This window comes from Syntrophaceticus schinkii (assembly GCF_000946815.1).
GTDB lineage: Bacteria > Bacillota > DSM-12270 > Thermacetogeniales > Thermacetogeniaceae > Syntrophaceticus > Syntrophaceticus schinkii.
Map to the genome: position 1 here is coordinate 1 of NZ_CDRZ01000009.1, position 19,606 is coordinate 19,606.

23 protein-coding genes are annotated in these 19,606 nt (G+C 48.2%); 12 read left to right on the plus strand and 11 right to left on the minus strand.

Annotation, left to right across the window (positions count from 1 at the left end; translation table 11 throughout):
- From SSCH_RS00915 to SSCH_RS00935, 5 genes are all read left to right on the plus strand, one after another.
- Positions 1 to 488: aminotransferase class III-fold pyridoxal phosphate-dependent enzyme (locus tag SSCH_RS00915; RefSeq protein WP_044663829.1), on the plus strand; the 488-nt coding region annotated here is incomplete at its 5' end.
- A gap of 242 nt (positions 489 to 730) precedes the next feature.
- Positions 731 to 1,561 carry a deoxyribonuclease IV gene (locus tag SSCH_RS00920; protein ID WP_232294128.1) on the plus strand — a complete coding sequence of 277 codons (831 nt, stop codon included), beginning with the start codon at positions 731 to 733 and terminating at the stop codon, positions 1,559 to 1,561.
- A gap of 134 nt (positions 1,562 to 1,695) precedes the next feature.
- Positions 1,696 to 2,859 (plus strand): amidohydrolase, encoded by a 1,164-nt coding sequence (locus SSCH_RS00925; protein ID WP_044663831.1) that lies wholly within the window; start codon positions 1,696 to 1,698, stop codon positions 2,857 to 2,859.
- Between the two features lie 69 nt (positions 2,860 to 2,928).
- Positions 2,929 to 3,726 (plus strand): formate dehydrogenase accessory sulfurtransferase FdhD, encoded by a 798-nt coding sequence (gene fdhD, locus SSCH_RS00930; protein ID WP_232294130.1) that lies wholly within the window; start codon positions 2,929 to 2,931, stop codon positions 3,724 to 3,726.
- Positions 3,727 to 3,795: 69 nt separating this feature from the next.
- Complete coding sequence (locus tag SSCH_RS00935) at positions 3,796 to 4,002, plus strand: hypothetical protein (protein ID WP_044663833.1); 207 nt, start codon at positions 3,796 to 3,798, stop codon at positions 4,000 to 4,002.
- Positions 4,003 to 4,051: 49 nt separating this feature from the next.
- Here the strand turns inward: SSCH_RS00935 and SSCH_RS00940 are convergent, their stop codons facing one another.
- Positions 4,052 to 4,666: an FmdE family protein gene (locus tag SSCH_RS00940; RefSeq protein ID WP_044663834.1), complete on the minus strand. Its 615-nt coding sequence runs from the start codon at positions 4,664 to 4,666 to the stop codon at positions 4,052 to 4,054.
- Between the two features lie 214 nt (positions 4,667 to 4,880).
- On the opposite strand from SSCH_RS00940, the gene SSCH_RS00945 reads away from it, so the two are divergent.
- The 4 genes from SSCH_RS00945 (at position 4,881) to SSCH_RS00955 (ending at position 7,966) form a co-directional block, all read left to right on the plus strand.
- Complete coding sequence (locus SSCH_RS00945; protein WP_269746084.1) at positions 4,881 to 6,071, plus strand: hydrogenase small subunit; 1,191 nt, start codon at positions 4,881 to 4,883, stop codon at positions 6,069 to 6,071.
- Positions 6,068 to 7,024: a nickel-dependent hydrogenase large subunit gene (locus SSCH_RS20630; protein ID WP_198142050.1), complete on the plus strand. Its 957-nt coding sequence runs from the start codon at positions 6,068 to 6,070 to the stop codon at positions 7,022 to 7,024. The genes SSCH_RS00945 and SSCH_RS20630 overlap by 4 nt, the downstream gene beginning before the upstream one ends.
- A 19-nt stretch (positions 7,025 to 7,043) precedes the next feature.
- The gene (locus SSCH_RS20635; RefSeq protein ID WP_198142051.1) at positions 7,044 to 7,436 is read left to right on the plus strand and encodes a nickel-dependent hydrogenase large subunit; all 393 of its coding nucleotides are present in this window, start codon (positions 7,044 to 7,046) and stop codon (positions 7,434 to 7,436) included.
- A gap of 275 nt (positions 7,437 to 7,711) precedes the next feature.
- The gene (locus SSCH_RS00955) at positions 7,712 to 7,966 is read left to right on the plus strand and encodes a hypothetical protein (RefSeq protein WP_044663835.1); all 255 of its coding nucleotides are present in this window, start codon (positions 7,712 to 7,714) and stop codon (positions 7,964 to 7,966) included.
- A 66-nt stretch (positions 7,967 to 8,032) separates the two neighbouring features.
- Here the strand turns inward: SSCH_RS00955 and SSCH_RS00960 are convergent, their stop codons facing one another.
- Positions 8,033 to 8,770, minus strand: coding sequence for a metal ABC transporter permease (locus SSCH_RS00960; RefSeq protein ID WP_232294129.1), 738 nt, complete (start codon positions 8,768 to 8,770; stop codon positions 8,033 to 8,035).
- Between SSCH_RS00960 and SSCH_RS18610 the strand changes: the two genes are divergently transcribed.
- Positions 8,750 to 8,902 (plus strand): hypothetical protein, encoded by a 153-nt coding sequence (locus SSCH_RS18610; protein WP_198142053.1) that lies wholly within the window; start codon positions 8,750 to 8,752, stop codon positions 8,900 to 8,902. The genes SSCH_RS00960 and SSCH_RS18610 overlap by 21 nt on opposite strands.
- Positions 8,903 to 8,965: 63 nt before the next feature.
- On the opposite strand, the gene SSCH_RS00965 is transcribed toward SSCH_RS18610, so the two are convergent.
- Genes SSCH_RS00965 through SSCH_RS00975 form a run of 3 tightly spaced genes read right to left on the minus strand, consistent with a single transcriptional unit; the run spans position 8,966 to position 11,193 of the window.
- Positions 8,966 to 9,706 (minus strand): metal ABC transporter ATP-binding protein, encoded by a 741-nt coding sequence (locus tag SSCH_RS00965; protein WP_044663836.1) that lies wholly within the window; start codon positions 9,704 to 9,706, stop codon positions 8,966 to 8,968.
- 10 nt (positions 9,707 to 9,716) lie between these two features.
- On the minus strand, positions 9,717 to 10,730 hold the full coding sequence (locus SSCH_RS00970; protein ID WP_044663837.1) for a metal ABC transporter substrate-binding protein: 1,014 nt from the start codon (positions 10,728 to 10,730) through the stop codon (positions 9,717 to 9,719).
- A gap of 22 nt (positions 10,731 to 10,752) precedes the next feature.
- Complete coding sequence (locus SSCH_RS00975; RefSeq protein ID WP_044663838.1) at positions 10,753 to 11,193, minus strand: Fur family transcriptional regulator; 441 nt, start codon at positions 11,191 to 11,193, stop codon at positions 10,753 to 10,755.
- A 342-nt stretch (positions 11,194 to 11,535) separates the two neighbouring features.
- On the opposite strand from SSCH_RS00975, the gene SSCH_RS15965 reads away from it, so the two are divergent.
- Positions 11,536 to 13,623 (plus strand): S8 family serine peptidase, encoded by a 2,088-nt coding sequence (locus SSCH_RS15965; RefSeq protein ID WP_052835164.1) that lies wholly within the window; start codon positions 11,536 to 11,538, stop codon positions 13,621 to 13,623.
- A gap of 378 nt (positions 13,624 to 14,001) precedes the next feature.
- On the opposite strand, the gene SSCH_RS00985 is transcribed toward SSCH_RS15965, so the two are convergent.
- The 6 genes from SSCH_RS00985 to SSCH_RS01015 all read right to left on the minus strand — a co-directional run bounded on the left by SSCH_RS00985 (position 14,002) and on the right by SSCH_RS01015 (position 19,158).
- Complete coding sequence (locus SSCH_RS00985) at positions 14,002 to 14,451, minus strand: Hsp20/alpha crystallin family protein (protein ID WP_044663839.1); 450 nt, start codon at positions 14,449 to 14,451, stop codon at positions 14,002 to 14,004.
- A 182-nt stretch (positions 14,452 to 14,633) separates the two neighbouring features.
- Positions 14,634 to 15,473: a prephenate dehydratase gene (pheA, locus tag SSCH_RS00990; protein WP_044663848.1), complete on the minus strand. Its 840-nt coding sequence runs from the start codon at positions 15,471 to 15,473 to the stop codon at positions 14,634 to 14,636.
- A 1-nt stretch (position 15,474) separates the two neighbouring features.
- On the minus strand, positions 15,475 to 16,488 hold the full coding sequence (gene aroF / locus SSCH_RS00995) for a 3-deoxy-7-phosphoheptulonate synthase (protein ID WP_044663840.1): 1,014 nt from the start codon (positions 16,486 to 16,488) through the stop codon (positions 15,475 to 15,477).
- Positions 16,489 to 17,262: 774 nt separating this feature from the next.
- Positions 17,263 to 17,493: a hypothetical protein gene (locus SSCH_RS01005; RefSeq protein WP_044663842.1), complete on the minus strand. Its 231-nt coding sequence runs from the start codon at positions 17,491 to 17,493 to the stop codon at positions 17,263 to 17,265.
- A gap of 299 nt (positions 17,494 to 17,792) precedes the next feature.
- Positions 17,793 to 18,536, minus strand: coding sequence for a DUF4198 domain-containing protein (locus tag SSCH_RS01010; RefSeq protein ID WP_044663843.1), 744 nt, complete (start codon positions 18,534 to 18,536; stop codon positions 17,793 to 17,795).
- Between the two features lie 313 nt (positions 18,537 to 18,849).
- Positions 18,850 to 19,158, minus strand: coding sequence for a hypothetical protein (locus SSCH_RS01015; RefSeq protein WP_044663844.1), 309 nt, complete (start codon positions 19,156 to 19,158; stop codon positions 18,850 to 18,852).
- Positions 19,159 to 19,359: 201 nt separating this feature from the next.
- Here SSCH_RS01015 and SSCH_RS01020 point away from each other — a divergent pair.
- On the plus strand, positions 19,360 to 19,606 hold a 247-nt coding region (locus tag SSCH_RS01020), incomplete at its 3' end, for a helix-turn-helix domain-containing protein (RefSeq protein WP_044663845.1).

Below are 19,606 nucleotides of genomic sequence, written 5' to 3' on the forward strand. Positions count from 1 at the left end.
ATATCATGACCATGGCCAAAGCCTTAGGAAATGGGGTTCCTATCGGTGTTTTCACAGCCCTTCCAGAGATTGCCGACCGTTACACCCGCCCAGGTGCTTCTACTTTGGGAGGGAACCCGGTCTCTATGACCGCGGGTTTGGCCACACTGGATGTCATCGAAAAGGAAGGGCTTGTCCAGAACGCAGCAAAACTGGGAGTATATCTTCGTGAGAAACTGCTGGAACTCAAAGACAAACACCCCTTGATCGGTGATGTGCGCGGAATCGGGCTGATGCAGGGAGCAGAACTCGTCAAAAACGGAAAAGAACCAGCATTTGAAGAAGTGGACCGCATTTTAGAAATAATGAAGAACAATGGGATCATCATCGGCAAAAACGGCCGCTTGCGAAACGTCCTGGCCTTCCAACCCCCGCTTGTCATCAATAAAAACAATGTCGATGAAATGATCTCCAACCTCGACAAAGCCCTAACAGAGGTTGAGGGGTGACAGGTGGTGACAGGGGGACGGGGGTCGTGTCAAAAGTAATAAATGTGAGCTTGAAGCACACAACATGCAGAGGTGCTCATTTTTTAGCATATCATATTTTATGTTTATCAGGGCCTAAACGAATTATTCGCACAGCCTGCAGTTCCGTGACCGGTCACAACCGGTCATGTCATCCGAATTAGAGACAGGCGATTCTATGCCTAAGAAAGGAAGAAGATAACACTATGCCATTTGGAGCACATATGTCTATTGCAGGGGGTATGGATCAGGCGGTCTGGCGCGGGCAAAAGGTTGGCTGTGAAACGATTCAGGTGTTCGTCAAAAACGCCAACAGATGGAAGGCCAAACCGCTTGCCATCGAAGATATTAGCCGCTTCCGGCAAGCGCTCCGGGAAACACGGATTTCCCCGGTGATCGCCCACAACTCCTATCTGATCAATCTTGCCTCTCCTGATGAGGACCTGTGGATGAAATCCCTGGATGCACTTATTGTAGAGGTAGAGCGCTGCGCTGCCCTGGAAATACCTTTCCTGGTCATGCACCCGGGTGCACACACCGGTGCAGGGGAAGAGGTAGGGCTGAACCGCATCACCATTGCTCTCAATGAAGTCTTGAAAAGAACTGATAATTCCAAGGTGACCATCCTCTTGGAGAGCACAGCGGGACAGGGCTCGATCCTGGGAGGGCGGTTTGACCACCTGACTAAACTGCTCAGTGAAAGCTTCAATCCGGAACGACTGGGGGTCTGTTTAGATACATGCCATATCTTTGCCGCCGGCTATGACCTGCGCACCAATGATGCCTGTGAGGAAACATTCAAAGAGTTTGATCAGATTGTCGGTTTAGACAAACTAAAAGCAATTCACCTGAATGACTCACAGGGAGAACTGGGCTCCAGGCGCGACCGCCATGAACATATCGGTATGGGCAGGATCGGGCTGGAAGGGTTTCGCTGGATAGTCAACAACAGTGAGCTATCTTGTCTGCCCTTGATTCTGGAAACTCCGAAGGGGCCAGATTTGAAGGAAGACAGGGACAACCTGGATATCTTGAGGAGTTTACAAAAAGAATAATACTAAAGCAACTTGATCCGGTACTAAATCACACCTCTCTTCATATAAGTTTTTTGGAAGCTTAATTTCTCACTGTCATATCCGGCCCCGGTTTGGACCGGGGCTGATAATTTTTGTAGAGGAGGAACAGGATATTGCTTGCACTTATCAATGGAAATATTATGACAATGGCAGGAAAAGTTTATAAAGAAGGCAGTATTGTGGTAAAGGGCCAGAAGATAGCTGCACTCTCCCCTTACCCATCACCACCTGCCGGTGCCCGGGTCATCGATGTCACAGGAAAGTATGTGCTCCCGGGCTTTATCGATGCCCACACCCACATCGGCATTTATGAGGAAATTTACCGCATTGAGGGGGATGATACCAATGAAAGCTCTGATCCGGTCACCCCTCACCTGCGTGCCCTGGACGCCATCAATATGGAGGACCTGGCCTTTCAAGATGCCATCCACGGTGGTGTGACAACTGTAATGACGGGACCTGGGAGTGCCAATGTAATCGGGGGCTTGAGTGTTGTCATGAAAACTCACGCCAGAACCGCTGACGAGGCTGTTATAAAAAACCCCGCGGGACTCAAGGTGGCTTTAGGTGAAAACCCTAAGCGCGTTTATGGGAACCGGAAAAAAGCGCCAATGACACGCATGGCAACAGCGGCACTCATGCGGGAAACCCTGGTAGCAGCGCAGAACTATGCGACCAAAATCAAGAAGGGAAAAAAAGATCCAGACAAACAGCCGGATAGGGATCTTAAATTGGAAGCCATGCTTCCCGTCATTTCCGGTGAAATCCCTATGCTGGTACACGCTCACCGGGTTGATGATATCATCACCGCACTCAGGATTGCGGATGAATTCCACCTTAATGTTATTATTCAGCACGGCACAGAAGCACATAAAATCCCCGGGGAACTCGCCACAAGAAGTGTCCCCGCTGTTGTCGGCCCCTCTTTGAGCAGCAGAGCCAAGGTTGAACTGAAAGACCGCTCTTTCAAAACAGCAGGTGTTCTCTCTCAGACAGGAGTACAGGTGGCCATTATGACCGACCACCCGGTGGTTCCTATTCAGTACCTCCCCCTCCTGGCTGCACTGACTGTAAGAGACGGCATGGATGAAGAGGAAGCCCTCAAGGCGATCACCATCAACCCCGCCGAGATCCTGGGAATAGCTGACCGTGTAGGCAGTTTGGAAAAGGGAAAAGATGCAGATATCATCGTTCTCAGCGGCCATCCCTTCGACTGGCGCACAAAGGTGGAACTTGTCTTGATCAACGGCAAAATCGTTTATGAGAACCAAGCGTGACACGAGTACGGTCCTTGCGCAGAAATGCGCTAGGAACCGTCCCCAGTGCATTTCTGCATCTTGAAAGGAGTGAACAGCGAGTTGTTAACAACACCCCGTAAGATCATCCAGTTTGATGAAAACGGCTGCCATGAGGTAGAAGACATTATTGTCTGTGAAACCACCCTCACGGTTTTTGTCAACTCTAAAGAAACGGCTACACTGGTCTGCTCTCCCCGGGATCAGGCATATCTGGCAGTAGGTTTCCTCTGCGCTGAGGGAATTTTGAAAAAGCGGGAAGACCTCAGGACAGTTAATCTCGATGCTGAACAGGAAGCGGTATACATCGAAACCAACCCTGATTTGGAACTGGCAGATAGGTTAGTTGTAAAGCGCTGCATTACCCCCAGTGCCGGGCGCAGCGGAACCAGTGTCTCTGCAGCTGGAGTTACTCCTGCTCCCCCACCCCCTATTTCATCTCAGCTTAAAGTGAAAGCAGAAACAGTTCTCAAGCTTGCTGCAGAATTACAGCAGAGATCACGTCTTTTCCAGCGCACCGGCGGTGTCCATAATGCTGCCCTGGCTCAGGGAGAAGATATCCTTATTTTTCAAGAAGACATCGGCCGCCATAACACATTGGACAAGATCCACGGCCAGTGTTTTCTTGAAGAAATCCCCAGGGACGATAAAATGATCATTTTCAGTGGGCGTGTCTCTTCGGAGATTCTTTTAAAAACAGCCAGGATGAGAGTACCCATCTTGATCTCACGGAGCGCACCAACAGATCTCGCCCTTAAACTAGCGGAAGATCTTCAGATCACAGTGCTGGGGTTTGTGAGGGGAAAACGACTGAGTATCTACGCCCATCAAGAACGGATAATACTCTAGAAGGGATATTCTTAGGGTTTATGGGTAACAATATCTCCAGCAAACTTCTCAGGAGAAAGGATTTGTGCCGTGGACTCTCTTCGTGAAAAATTGATTGAACTGATTAAAGTGCTCCCTGAAGACAGACTGCAAATTGTTCTCGATTTTGTCAACCACATTAACCAGAATTCCTTTGTAGGCGAAGACTTTGATGAACTACAGATGGATACTGAAATAGGAGACATCACCAGTCCAGCCCTAATGAATAAAAATGGATCACGAGAACCATCCGTGTGATCCACGTGATCCATTTTCCAATGACTAACGACCAACCACCGACTACTATCTATCCTGCCACCCTTGATGGGTAATAGTCACTGCAGGGTATACAGACAAACTGCCCATCCCTCACCCTGGCCCTGGGCTCCATCACTAATTCACCGCACCTGGCACAGGTTACAGAGCTGAAAATGCGTGCCTTTTCAGGCAGATCAAGCTGTACATCCTGCACCTGGATCAGTTCCTCCTGTGGAGCCTGCAGGATCCCAGAGATCACTTCCAACTGCATCTTGCGCAACTGTTCCTTTTCTTCTGGAGTCGCCTTACCCCCACGAATCCGTTCCCGGAGCGCCGTAAATTCCTCCGGAAAATTTGTATCGCGCGGTTTTACTATGATGCGTACTGCCTTCCCTGTATCCCGGCACCCAAAGGTATATGCATTCTTTCCGTAGTCCCGGAAAATGAGATTGCCCTTTCCCATAGTACACCCGGTAACAACCTGGACAGCATCAAGACCGCAGTTATCTGTCTCAGCAATAACGATAATTTCCTCATCCGGAGACCGCCGCGCTTCCAAACTCTCTAACCCTGCTTTAGCAGCTCGATAGCCCAGAGCAAGGCCAATACAGATGTGTCCATGAAACTCCAACGATTTTTCCCAGTCGGTTTTTTCCCGGCACATAATCGAATCCCCCCTATACAGAAAATAAGCACCAATAGAGTATTTGCCCCTCATTCAGGAAGGAATAACACCTCCATGGTGCCATTATTCGTCAGTAATTATTTCGACCAGACTATCCAAATATCCTGCCTGTAAAACACCCTCTATAAAATATATTCATCTAACTGTAACAAAGCCTGCACCATTTACACCATATTACGTATAATAGATCAAATTGTGGAAGGCATCGCCATGTCCATACAACTTCTTAGCTCAAAATCCACCTATCCCTCCAGCGACACTGCATCTGGCATGCCTTTCACACTTATCCGCAAAATTACTTGACAATAAAGGAGTTGCTGTTATGGAAAAAGAATTTGAGAAGATCTGCCGCAACGCCGCTGCCAACCCTGGTGACCTCTTAGGAGAAATTCTACCCCTCATCAAAAGACATCACCACAAACACAAACAAAAGCTGCCTGTCATCTGGATTGAAACAAACGACAGCGGCGACAACAACATCTCCTTTATGAATTCCACTTTCCCCTATTTGGAAAATATATTTCAGGATATAATCGACCTTCTTTACAGCAACACCTTTATGGCAGCTCAGGGGGAGGATGCAGTGAAGCTCCTCGACATCGCTGCCAGGAAGTACTCCGGAGAATACACCCTTGTTGTGGAAGGAGCTGTTCCCCTTCGGGACAATGGGCTTTATACCGTAATTTTTAGAACAAAAAAAGGCAGTATCACCGCCTTGGAAGCAGTCACACAGTTAGGGCAAAGAGCCAAATACATCGTTGCTGCCGGCACCTGTGCCAGTTTTGGCGGCCCCTCTGCTGCACGGCCAAACATCACAGGCAGCACCAGTGTACAGAACGTGCTGCAGAGAGAGGTAATCAATGTCAGCGGCTGCCCGGTCAACCCTGATTGGCTGATGGGAACCCTCGCCCACCTGCTCCTTTTTGGGCCTCCGGAGCTTGATGAACTGGGACGCCCATCCCTCTTCTATGAGTTTACCGTCCACCGCCACTGCCAACGCCGCTCTTACTTCGACAGAAATGACCTGGCTGACAGCCTGGGTGATATCGAGTGCATGTTTTCACAGGGCTGTGTGGGGCCAAAGACAGGAGCGGACTGCCCCTACAGGCAGTGGGATAATTATGTAAACTGGCCGGTCAAAGCAAACACTCCCTGCATCGGCTGCACCAACCCTGATTTTCCTGATGGTTCCACCCCCTTTTTTACCCCTATGCCACAAAAAGGTGGGGAAGGCAGTATAGATAAGTTGCAGCAAGAGCGGTCAGCTCTTCAATTTTTCCGGCGGCCTCTTCCGCCCGGCGGACAAAACCCTCGATCTGTTCGAGCCGGTCCAGTGACAACAGAACCCGCTCCACCCCAGCTAAAAGGAGGGGGCAGGGAATGACTAAGCGCATCATATTCAGCCCAGTCACCCGTTTGAGCGGCCTTTTGTCAGTAGAGGTTTTAGTGGAAAGTGGGGTGGTCAAAGAAGCGGATACCAGCGCCACTCTTTTTCGCGGCTTTGAGTGGATCATGCGCGGCCGGCACATTACAGATGCAGTTTACCTTTCGCAGCGCATCTGCGGGATCTGCTCCCTGGCACATGGTGCTGTATCCAGTTATCTTATTGATGCCGTCTATGACAACGATATCTCTGCAAACGCTCAGTACCTGCGCAACATCATGTTCGCAGCTGATTTCCTGCAGAATCATATCAGACATTTTTATATTTTCAGCATACCGGATTTTGTTAAAATGCCTGATGTCCCTCCCTTCCATAAGCAAAACACAACAGACCTGAGACTGAATTCCGCCGATAATAAACGCCTTTCAGAGCATTATTTCAAAGCAGCAAAGGCATCCCAGAGATGTCACGAAATCATCGCCCTTTTTGGAGGCAAGATACCCCATCAGCACAGTTTTCTGCACGGGGGTGTCACAGTAGCACCCACAGCCGATAAGATCAACCGTGCTCTTGCTCTGATTAACAGTATCCAAGAGTTTATCCACTCCCGTATGCTGCCGGACACTGAAATTATCGCCCGTGCTTACCGGGATTATTTTGAAATAGGAAGAACCCCAAAACGCATCCTCTCCTTCGGACTCTTCCGCTTTGGACCGAAAAACGAACAAGTACTCTGGAAGAGCGGAGTGCTGGTAAATGGACAGCTTAAACCCCTGCAGACGGAGTTGATCCACGAAGAAGTGACAAGCACCTGGCTCAGAGAAGAACCAGGTGGTGACTTGATACCGGACCCAAATAAGCCGGGGGCCTATACCTGGGTGAAGACGGTAAAATACAACCGGGAGTTTTTTGAAGGAGGGCCACTGGCCCGTATGCTGATCAACGGAAAATGACCAGGGGGGCACCGGTACCATGGATCGGATAGTCGCCCGCTCCCTGGAAACATATTTAATCGCTGACCTGGTTGAAAAATGGCTTTACAAGCTGAAACAGGGGCCTCCCCCTCTGAACCAAAAGAAGATTCCGGTTCGAAGGAGTGTCACTTCATTAACCGACGCCATGCGCGGGCCACTTTTGCATCAGGCCAGGATATCCGGCGAACAGATAACCGAATACAACATCATCACACCCACAGTCTGGAACTTCGCACCCAAAGACCGCTTCGGAAAACACGGCCCCGCAGAAAATGCACTATTGAGCACACAGATCCCCCCTCAAGTACCAGCGGAGACAATCCTGGGACGCATTATTAGATCCTTTGACCCCTGTCTCCCCTGCGGAACCCATCTTATTACCATACGGTGACTACCAGACGGTGACAGTCACCATTTTGCCTGATTTGTCTATACAAGTTGTAACGAAAGGTGACTGTCACCATTTTAGGGTAGTTGTCTATACAACTAGCTATTTTTGGTGACTGTCACCAATTAGCTGAATTTGTATAGACATGTTGAGGCAGGTTATGTTACTCAGGTGATTTGTCTCCTGTTAATGATTCCCAGGTTATTGTCACCGAATAACCCAGGCAATACAGCAGATAATATTTCTAGAGGAAGAATTACTCGAACAGGGGGTACAACATGCGGGAAATCAATATCGACCTCGGTCCATCTATCGGCACCGGAGATATCGAAATAGTCAAAGCTGCAACATCCAAGTTGGTACCAGGTGATCATCTGCTGCTCAATCTGGAGGCTGCAGATGCCCATGAAACAGACAGGATCCTGACCATACTGGAAAAGGAAGGACTGGACTACCAGACACACGGCAGTCACAGCGGTCAAAAATTCATGATTATCGCCACACCGCGGAACAAAAAAGAGGAACTACATTGATAGCCACCAGATGCCCGGCACCTTTTTAAAATAGATGTCTATACAAATTGCCGCTTTTGGTGACTGTCACCGTTTATTTTCTTGGAGGGCGTTGCGGCGCTTGAAGTATGTAAGCAGCTGTTTGAGGGCGTAGAATAGGGCAAAGAAGAAGAGGGCAGTCAGCACAACACAGCCCCCTGCAGCCAACCCGAACTGATAGGAGGCGGTCAGCCCCAACAGGGTAGAGATCACTCCAAGCCCCAAAGAGAGGTAAAGCACCTGCTTGAAGCTGCGCCCTATGATAAGGGAGGCCAGCACCGGTATCACCATCAGGGCACCAACCAGTAATGTCCCCACAACTCTGAGGCTCACAGCAACGGTCAAAGCCACCAGAAAAATAAAAAGACGGTTGAGCCAGTCAACAGGAAGCCCGGAGACCCGGGCGGACTCTTCATCAGAACAGATAAAGTACAGCTCCTTGTACAGCAGCACCAGAAACAACAGCACAATCCCCGCAACAACCAGTATCAGCCTTAAATCACCGCTGCTTACAGTCATCAAGCTGCCGAAAAGATAAGAAGTGATATCCAGGGCACCTCCCTTGGCCAATCCAAAAAAAATAATAGCCAGGGCAAGTCCCCCGCTCATCATCAAGGCCAGCAGGGCATCTGCCGAAAGGCTTGTGCGTGAACGAAGGTGGTCCACAGCAAGCGCACCCAGAACAGCAACAACTAGAATCAGCAGAGGGGTAACAGACGAAGCCACTCCCATCCAAAGGCCAATGGCAACTCCTGCCAGTGAAATGTGAGCAATGGTATCCGCCATAAAAGAATACCGGCGAATTACGAGAAACATACCCAGAGCAGGGCAGATCAGCCGATCACCAAACCGGCGATCAGGGCGCGAACCATGAAATCATACTGCAGCATTGCCATCAATGATTCCCCTCTTTGCTAGTGTAAAACCTGCGACCATGTCGGCAACTTCAGGAATAGCAATCTCCGCTCATTCCCCTCTTTGCTAGTGTAAGCCTGCAACAGCAGAGTACTCAGTCCCATAGATATAGTTGAGGTTGTGTGGAGTCAATATATCCCTGGGAGATCCCTGGCAGATTAATCTCCTGTTCAGGCAGGCGATCCTTTTTGCCATTTGCCCTACTACACTAACATCGTGAGAAACCATGATAATAGTAATCCTTTGCTCCTTATTCAGCTGCTGGAGCAGCCGGTAAAAATCATATGCATAGCGGTCATCAAGACCCACCTGTGGTTCATCAAGTATTAAGATATCGGGGCTGCTCGCCAGAGCCCTGGCAATAAACGCCCTCTGCTGCTGCCCCCCGGACAATTCTATCAGTGGCCTGTGCTGTAGAGAAAGAAGCCCTACCATCTCCAGTGCCTCTTCAACAGACTTCCAGTCCTCCTGCCGCAGCCGGTGGCCCAGTCCAACCCTTCCAAAGCGCCCGGTGGCAGCCACTTCCCTGACTGTAGCCGGAAAGTGGCTGTCAAAGGCCGCCCTTTGCGGAACATAGCCCAGACGGTGCCATTCTCTAAATCTATCAACACTGGTCCCAAATATAAATACTTGCCCCTGTGCAGGCCGCAGCAGTCCAAGCACCAGCTTCACCAGAGTGGATTTGCCTGAACCATTTGGTCCGATGAGAGCCAAAAATTCACCTTTTTCCACTGACAAATTGATATTCTCCAGGATGAGTTTCTCATTATATGCAAAATACATACTCCGTAGTTCAACCGCATTCATACTCTCACCTTCATTTAAGTGCTTTTTTTAGGTTTTCTAGATTCTGGTGCATCAAATCAAAGTAATCAAACCCTTTTTTATTCTCTTCCTCTGTTAAGGCACCGATGGGATGGAGTACCAGCGTCTTTGCTCCTGTTTCTCGAGCGATGGTCTCGGCAACCCTGGGGCTGACCATTGCTTCAAAGAAAATATACTTGATATTCTGCTTGCGCGTGAAATCAATGACACCGGCTATTGTTGCTGCATCCGGTTCCTGTTCCGGGGTCAAACCCAAAATAGGGATCTGGCACAGCCCGTAGCGGTTCGCCAGGTAACCGAAGGCAGCATGGGAAACCACGAGATCACGCCTTTGAAACTGAGAAACTGCCACACTGTACTCCTGGTGGATCTGATCAAGCTCATCGAGCACTGCCTGGGCATTGCGCAGATAACAATCGGAATAAACCGTATCCACTGCAGCTATTTCCTGAGCTATATAGGAAACAATGCTCTTTGCCTGCAGGGGGTCCAACCATGCATGGGGATCAACACCATTCTCATCACCATGGTTGTGCTCATGGATCTGCTCACCCCCTGAAGAACTGGAACCGAGAAATTTAGTCACACCAAGGCTTTCTTCCTCTGCGAAAGTCAGCATCTCCGCTTTTTCTGTTGCCTTGATGATCTTTATTTTCCTTTCTTGCAGCGCAGGAAGAATCTTTTCCACCCAGGGCTCCATCCCTGCTCCATGATAAATGAACACCTGCGCATCGTAAATTTGCTTCATATCTGCCGGTGAGGGTTCCCAGTGGTGTGGCTCACTGCCTGGGGGCATGAGCTGGGTAACAGAGGCGTTATCCCCCACTATCCTTGAGCTAAACTCTGCCAGCGGGTAGATTGTTGCCACAATTTTAAGCTTTTTTTCCGATACTCCATCTCTGCTCACTTTCTCCTGCCGGCAGCCACTGAAGCTTCCCATAAGCAGCAGCAATACCAGCAGCCAGCATAAGAGTTTTGCCGGCTTATTCCATAAACTTTGACACATACTGAATTATCACCCCGGTCAATTAATCTTCCCTGCACTTTGGACAATATCCGTATACAGTAAAACTGTGGTCTGAAATTTCGAATTCCGGGTAGCACTTTCGGGTACGCTCTAAACAATCTTCAGGGCAGTATGGTATTTTTCTGATATTGCCACAGCTGAGGCAGACAAGATGATGATGATGGTGCTCCCCCTTACCGACTAATTCAAAACGTCTCGAATGATCCCTGAACTGCAGTTCTCTGACAAGCCCTTCCTTGGTAAAGGTAGCCAGTGTTCGATAAACCGTGTCTAGACTTATACCAGGATAGCGCATCTTTACAGACTGCATGATTTCATCAGCACTGAGGGGTGACCCCCCTTCCTGGAACCTTTCTAAAAGCACTATCATGATTTCCTGGCGCTGTGGTGTCAATCTGATTCCTGTCTTTTTCAGCTGCCCAAGAACCTCTCCCAATACCATGGCTATGCCTCCTAGATAGGAATTATTCTTATAACGTAGCTATTATTAATTTATATTACAAATTGAGGTATGTCAACCGGGATCAGTCAACAATTTCCAACAACTAATGACTAACCACCAACCCTAAAAACAGAAGTCTGAGGAGCGCGGGATGAAAACTATTCTAAAAAATTCTAATTTGCTGCAGGAATATTGCTATATATGTTGAAAAATGCTTATATGCTATCAATTCCAGTAATGCTATAAATTTCTGAATATACCCATCTGGAAAAGGATGTCAGCATACCGTAATTACAATATTTATTAGGTTCGGTAATATCTTCTTCAAAGGAGGAAATTCTTATGAAAAAATCTTTTCGGCTGATGGCTCTGGTGCTGGCCTTTACACTGCTCTTTGCAACCTGCGCTTACTCTGCTCCAACTTTTAGCTTCCCATGGCAGGGAAAGAATTTTAACACAGATTATGAGCCAGATCAGGTGATCGTCAAATTCAAGGATGGTTGCACTAATCAAGAAAAAGAAGCCAAAATGGAAAACTTGGGTTTATCCAAGTTAAAAAACATTGGAGATACCGGTGCAGAGTTGCTGGAGATCACCGAAGGAAAAATGAACAAGGTTTTGAGTCAACTTCGCGCATGTAATGATGTAGAGTACGCAGTCCCCAATTACCGTTTTCGGCCTGCAGGTACTGCGAATGATCCCCTTTTCTCCAGACAGTGGGCACTGACAAACAACGGACAGGGTATAGTGGATTTTCTTACAGGTTCCCTGGTTCCAGGGACTGCAGATATTGATATCAACGCCCCTGACGCCTGGAATTCTGTCACCTCATCTGAGGAGGTACTGGTAGGGGTTTTGGATACAGGGATCGATATCAACCACCCTGATCTGTGGGGCAAGATTTGGGTGAATCCCGGAGAAATACCAGGTGACGGCATTGACAACGATGGTAATGGTTATGTTGATGATATTTACGGCTGGAATTTTGCCGATGATAATAATGAAGTTTTCAACTACGCCAATCCCTTTGCCGATGGACATGGAACTGCTGTGGCAGGGGTTATTGCCGCAAGCACAAACAACAACTTCGGTATAGCCGGCATCGCCCCCAATGCCAAAATCGTCTGCCTCAAATTTATCAGCGATGAGGGTGTAGGCCTCTTGAGCGATGCTATAGAAGCATTGGATTATGCACGCCAACAGGGGATACAGGTGATTAACGCCAGCTGGGGTGACTACTTTCCTACACGTGCAGAAGACCCCCAATTTTACAAAACGGAATTGAAGCCACTGGCCAAAGCCATTCTTGACTCGAAAGCATTGTTTGTTGCAGCGGCAGGGAATGACGGGCAGGATCTGGACGCCCTCCCCAAAACCGTGGGTTACCAGTACTTTCCTGCAGCATTCGACTGCCCGAATGTAATCTCAGTGACCGCAGTAGATAATAGGGGCTTATTATGTAGCTTTGAGAACCATGGCTGGGCATCCAATACCGGGGCTAAAACCGTTGATCTTGCCGCGCCAGGAAGCAATGTCCTCTCCACAATAACTCTAGGGGATTATTTTGGGGCAGCGGTGGAGGCACAACAGGGCAGTTCCCGTACAGCTACCTGGGGCTTTGGACTGCAGGATATCGCCGGATTTGAAAAGCGAACTTCCCTGGTCAGCCTTGAACTGCAATTTTTATGGCCGCAGTGGAATCCTGTTACAGGTGAAAACGCCCCAAGTGTTCTGCTGGTTGATAATGATAATTCAGAAGCATCTTACCCGGACTGCAACAAGTACTGGACAGAAGTATTTAATGAACTGGGGATCGAATATCAAGCATACCTTGTCCCCACTGTTGATGGCCTTAGCGGTGATGGCCCAACAGTGGACAAAATGCAAAACTACGATCTGGTTGTCTGGCAGACCGGCCGCAGTGGAGAAGAAAACCCCCCACTCACTGCAACAGACATCAGCAACCTCACGGCTTACATTGAGCAGGGAGGGAATCTTCTTCTCTCCGGAGAGAACGCCATATCCGGCAATGAAGGCTGGGCAGCTGAGGTGCTGCAAGCCCTAATAGTTATGGAGGGTCTTCCCTGTTATGATCTCACAGGCCTTCCCGGAAGCACCTATGAAGGTTTCCAATGCATCCTCGATGGATCTGACCTGGGAGCGCCACCGGTTTTTCACGATTTATTTTACCCGGTCAACCCGGAAACATCCCGTAGCGGACTTGCCTTCAAATTCGCCTATATCAGTGGAACATCAATTGCAGTACCCCATGTGGCGGGAACTGCGGCTCTCCTTTACGGCAAAAACCCGCATAAAGCCCCTGCAGCAGTCCGGCAGCATCTTCTGAAATCTGCAAGACCACTGCCGGAACTTAAAGGAAAGGTGCGGTCAGGCGGTATTGTTGACGCCTATGCCGCTCTCAACCGATAAGATGACATTGTAATCTTACGAAAAAAGCCTCTGGCGTTCGCCCAGTAAGCAAAGCCAGAGGCTTTGTTTTGCACATTTGCTCTTCAAACTTGACGGGAACCCGCACCTTATCCTGTTCACTCCATCTTTCGGGCTGCACCAGAATACCTCCAGGTAACCTGTCCTGGTTTTGAGTTTTGTAAAATGAAGAGTCGTTTTAGAAACTCCCCGTTCACCCAACCAGTCACTGGCATTATCTATTTATTCCATATTGCACCCGAAAGCAGATCCAAATAATAAAGCCTGCTTACAATATCATAAGCAAGCTTGTCTTACATCATGACTAATTGATAAAAAAAAGGGGTAGGAATAACAATGCCTACACCTCATTTTTATTCATTATTCAGTTTCAATATCCAGTGTGCGCCCTTTTGGCACCTCAGCCTTAGGAAGAGTAATTTCAAGCACCCCATTTTTAAATGAGGCTTTGGACTCCTCAGGCTTCAACAGAATTGAGAAGGGAAGGGTGCGAGAGAAGGAACCGGCGCTTCGCTCACGAACCTGGTAACAGGTGTCCTGGAATTCCTTTTCCTCTTTGAGTTCACCCCGTATGGATACAGAATTTTCCGTTACCTTTATTTTAATATTCTCTGAGCTATAACCAGGCAGGTCAGCTTTAACAACAAATTGTTCCCCCTCATCCACGATATCAACAGAGGGTTTCCATTCCATCCAGCCTGGCCAACTGGGAACTGGAAGACGTTTACCGACGGTTTCATCGAACAGACGGTTCACACTATCCCTAAAGTTTGCCAGTTCCCGCCAGGGATCTTTGCGCATCATACTCATCTGCCTACCTCCTTCCAAGGTTAAACAATATCCTACCCCTTATTTACCTACCTGTCTATATTATAGAATTGTCTGATACAAGTGTCAAACACTACCAATGCGGATCACGGGGACGGTTCTTCTGATCCATTTTTCTCCGGGTATTCTCTTTTTCCGGTGTCATGGGGCAGAAAGTAAATTACTCAAGCCTGACCCCACGAACCCAATACTTTAAGTCCTGTAGTAATCTCTTTGAGATCACTGAGCAGGAGGTTCTGGATGGCTGGGTCGATGGTGGATCCGATAAAATCCAGGAAGAAGATGTATTCCCCCAGCCTTCTTTTTGCCGGCCTTGATTCGATGCGTGTCAGGTTAATGTCGCGCAGGGCAAACTCCCGCAGCACTAGATAGAGGGCACCGGGACGGTCACAGACACTAAACACCAGTGATGTTTTGCAAACCTCAGCAGTACAGGGCAACTGTTCCCTTCCGATCACCCAGAAGCGCGTCATATTATCAGGACAGTCATTGGCCTCCTGTATCAGTACCTCCAGGCCATATACATCGGCGGCAGCAGCAGGTGCTAGAGCAGCCCAGGGCTGCTTAGATCCAGCCACCAGTACAGCCGCGGCCGCGGTGCTGGAACACTCCTGCCACTTCGCAGCAGGGAGTTCTTTGTGGAGAAAGCCGCGGCACTGGGCAAGTGCCTGGGGGTGGGAGAGAACTTTTTCGATCTCTCGCAATGCCACCCCGGGCCGCACCAGCAGGCTGTGGACAACTGGCACAAGAAGTTCTCCCCGCACAGCCAGGTCATAAGGCCCAGCCAACAGATCAAAGACAATACCCACTGAACCCTCTGTGGAGTTTTCCACAGGAACTATCCCCTCTTCCAGCATACCGGAGGCAACCCCCCTCAAGATATCCTCCAGTGAGCTGTACTCCACCAATTCACACTTTTTTCTTTCACAGTACCTGTGGGCAGCAACCTCAGAGAAGGTACCTCGCGGCCCCAGATACCCCAGGCAATATACCCCGCGCTCCATATCACAGATCACGCCCCATCGCCGCAGCTATCCCCTGCAGTTCTCCCATCAGGAGGTCAAAATCATCAGGAGAAAGGGACTGCGGCCCATCACATAAAGCATGGGCGGGATCCGGATGCACCTCGATGATCAAGCCATCTGCCCCTGCAGCTACTGCAGCCCTGGACATGGGAGACACCAACTTGCGGTTCCCTGTAGCATGGCTGGGGTCAGCAATCACCGGCAGATGAGACAATTCTTTCACCAGAGAAACAGCACTCAGATCAAGGGTATTGCGTGTAGCGGTTTCAAAGGTGCGAATACCCCGCTCACAGAGGATCACCTCTTCATTTCCTTCCGAAAGAATATATTCGGCAGCCATCAGCCACTCATCGATGGTTGCTGAGAAACCGCGCTTCAGTAAAACCGGCTTTTGGCAACACCCTACGGCCTGCAGAAGCCTGAAGTTCTGCATGTTTCTGGCTCCCACCTGCACCATATCCACATATTCCAAAGCCATCTCCAGGCTCGCCTCATCCAGCACCTCAGAGACAGTGGCCACACCGGTCTCTCTGGCAACTTCCGCCAGCAGCTGCAGCCCTTCTTTGCCCAGCCCCCTGAAGCTGTAAGGTGATGTCCTGGGTTTAAAGGCACCGCCACGCAATACCATAGCTCCTGCCTGGCGCACCCTGCGGGCAGCAGTGAGCAGTTGCTCCCTACTTTCCACCGCACAGGGGCCAGCGATCACAACCAGCTTGCCGCCTCCGAAGACAGCGTCTTTCACTTTGATCAGGCTGTTTTCCCCTTTAACCTCCCGGCTCACCAATTTATATGGTTTCATGATTGGCACTACCCTCTCCACCCCGGCCAGTGCTTCCAATCCCAGTGAATTTATCGCAGCCCTGTCCCCGACAGCACCAATGACAAGGCGCTTCACCCCGTGGATGAAATGCGCTTGAAAACCGGCCTGCTCCAATCTCTGCTGTACAGCAGCAATTTCCTCAGGTCTCGCTGTTAACTTCATCACCACAACCATTTTCAACCCCCCTCTTTGTAAATTGAATATAAAAGCCCGCCACTTCCCAAAAAAGGGACGAAAGCGACGGGCTTTTCGCGGTACCACCCTATTTGGCCAAAATGGCCCACTCATGCAGGTACAGGAATTTTCCCAGGCAGACGCTCATACAAGGGAGCTCCGCCTCGATCGGATTTTTGCCTCTTGAATTCTTTTCCAGGCAGGCCCCCATGCCGCACAGCACCAGCGGATAATGAAAACAGGGCCAAAGTCATGTAATGTTGCGGAAGCAGTAGAAACGGTTCCTGGTAATTTCCGACCTCCGACATCAGGCTTCAGACCTCTATTCCCAGGGCAGCAATACGGCACAAAATAAAAAAATCTAACAAAAAAGCCTCTCATCCCCAAGGGACGAGAAGCTTGTGCTTACCGCGTTACCACCCAGACTTGGCCCGCTAAAAAAACGGAACCCACTCATCAAAGAGTACGGGAAATAATTCCGATACCCCCTCCCCTGTAACGTCGGGAGCTGACGGTCGAACCTACTTGCCGCATGCGCGGTTTCAGCAGACATCTCCGGAGAGAACTTCGGCAGACCATGTTCCGGGAATGCTTGCAGTCGGTGACATCCCCTTCCTGTGAAACTGGGACCGGCTTACTTTTCTCCTTCATTGATCTTTTCCTATGTTATTTCATTTATTATACTCGTTTGGGAGATAGAAATGCAAGAATTATTTAGCCATTCCATGTTAGTTTTTTCCGCTTTGTTCTGTGTTTAGAGTACGGGTATGCAGATTAAGAAATCTGCTTAACCTGTACCCCTACTGCTATATCGCCTCTGTTAATTCCTGCAGTAAAACCAACATCTCCGCGAATATAGATGGCATTATCTGTTATCTGAACTATCTTCCCTTCAGATAAATAGCACTCTTTACCTATGCCTCTCCTTTTGTTAGCCCATTTAACTTTTATGCGGTCACCGACATTCAAATCCGCTACTAAATCTAAAAAGTCTCGATGATTCAATTATATCAACTCCTTTCCCTTGCTAATAAACACTTTTCAACAATTGGGCAGACCACCTACCCCTTAACCTATTTAAATATCAACAAGAAGAGGGGGCAAAAACCCCCTCTTTATTAATTATTTTGCAAAAACGGTTCCGTACAGATGCGACATTTGATATTTGTTTATGTTGTATTAACGAAACACTACTTTATTATAATACATTGTATCCACAATTGCAACAACTATTTCGACACAACTATTTCGACATGGGGAGATCTTCCCATAATCACAGGTGTAAAACCTGAAGCCTTCTTATTCTATTTTGTTACCATAAACCACAAAGTTACTGTGAAGGATCTTTCATCATAAACACCTTCTTCACCCTCTGGTACCCTGTGGCGCACAACAATAAGGTAGTAACCGGGATCCCGTGCAATTAAGGTGATTTCACCATTGGCACCTGTCATCTCCTGCCAATTTTGATATCCACCAGGCCCCTTACAGACGAAGTCTACAGTTGCACCAGCCAAAGGCTCACCACGAAATTGTACTTGTAAATTAATCTCATCACCTGCACGCCATTGCTTCCATAAATGTGCAATAATTTCCAAGGGCATATTCGCCTTCCCGGGAACATCCTCCAGGCCATGCCCTACCGGAAGAATAACCTGGGCATACTGATTATAAAAAATAGCCTGATCTGCATCTGGATGTTCTTTGCGGGTGCCGGGGAGATACTTACCTTCCTGATCCATAACGTAGTTACCACTATTTATCGTAACCACGTGATAAAACCCATCTACAGGTGTGAGAAAGTTCAAGGCATAAAAATCTGGCCCACCTGGCGCAAGAACAATTTCTCTTGCTTCACCGGCAGGAGTCACTAACCATGTCTTGATTCCTTCTTTGTGGACAAGCCCGCCTGTCTGCATATTGTGTCCCCATTTAAGATGCACCTCGAAATCTTTACCTTCATGCCCATGGTTGCTGGTTAGCTCCAGCCATACCTCAGCCACCAAGTCCGGAGTGTCTCGCCAAACTGCATTCTGATTTTGGCTCATCGCAGATACCTCCTTTGAGTTAAATTCCGGAGTCCGGACTGAAAATGGAAACAAAAAACACGAAAGCCCCAATCCTGCTTCTGCAGATATGTGACCTTCGTGGTCTTATATATGGTTTCATATTCAGATGTTACTTTATTCTACATTAATCAAATAATTCCTTCCTAAAATTAAAATAAAACGGTAGAACTGATAAATGATAACCCTGGCACCAAAGGAATGTTTTTTTATATCTTTGAATTGAAGGAAAGCAGGATAGAACTACGGATGATGCCTGTGGAAATGCAAATAGAGGTCAACCCCAGGAGGCATTTTATGAAATCTGCTTGATCTCTACCCCCATAGCTATATCACCCTTATTAATTCCGGCAGTAAAACCAACATCCCCACGTATATAGATGGCATTATCTGTTATCTGAACAATATTCCCTTCAGATATATAGCATTCTTTACCTATACCCTGCCTCTTGCTTGTCCACTTAACCCTTATGCGATCACCGACATTGAAATTTGATACCAAATCTATAAAATCTCGATGATACAATTGTGTCATCTCCTCTCTTGCTCCTTCCTTATTATAGTATTTGACCCTTCCGCTGGAAATACGATTAGGAGGAGGCATAAATCCACCTCCCCCGATACTTGTCCCATCATTACTGCAACAACATAAAAATATATTTGTTGCTTTGTATTATTAATGTACTTATAATTATAATACAAAACGACTACTATTGCAACATCTGTGGACTTGAAATGTGTAGTATTTGTATTATATTATGATACAATATGAAATGTGTTGAAACCAATCAGGAGGGTTAATGTCTTGAAAAAATGGGATCAAAAACAAGGAAACCATTTGAGAGAGCTATTAAAACAATACAGACCAGGTAAATCCATTCGGGCTATTGCATCAGAGGCGGGAGTGAACCATTCAAATCTCTCCAGGGTCTTGCGTGGAGACCTTGCTCCATCGGAAAATATGTTAAAAAGCCTGGCTTCGATCGGCATACCTGTTCCCATAGAGAACAATACGCAAAATGAACTCACTTCAGCAGATATGGCTCTGCTAA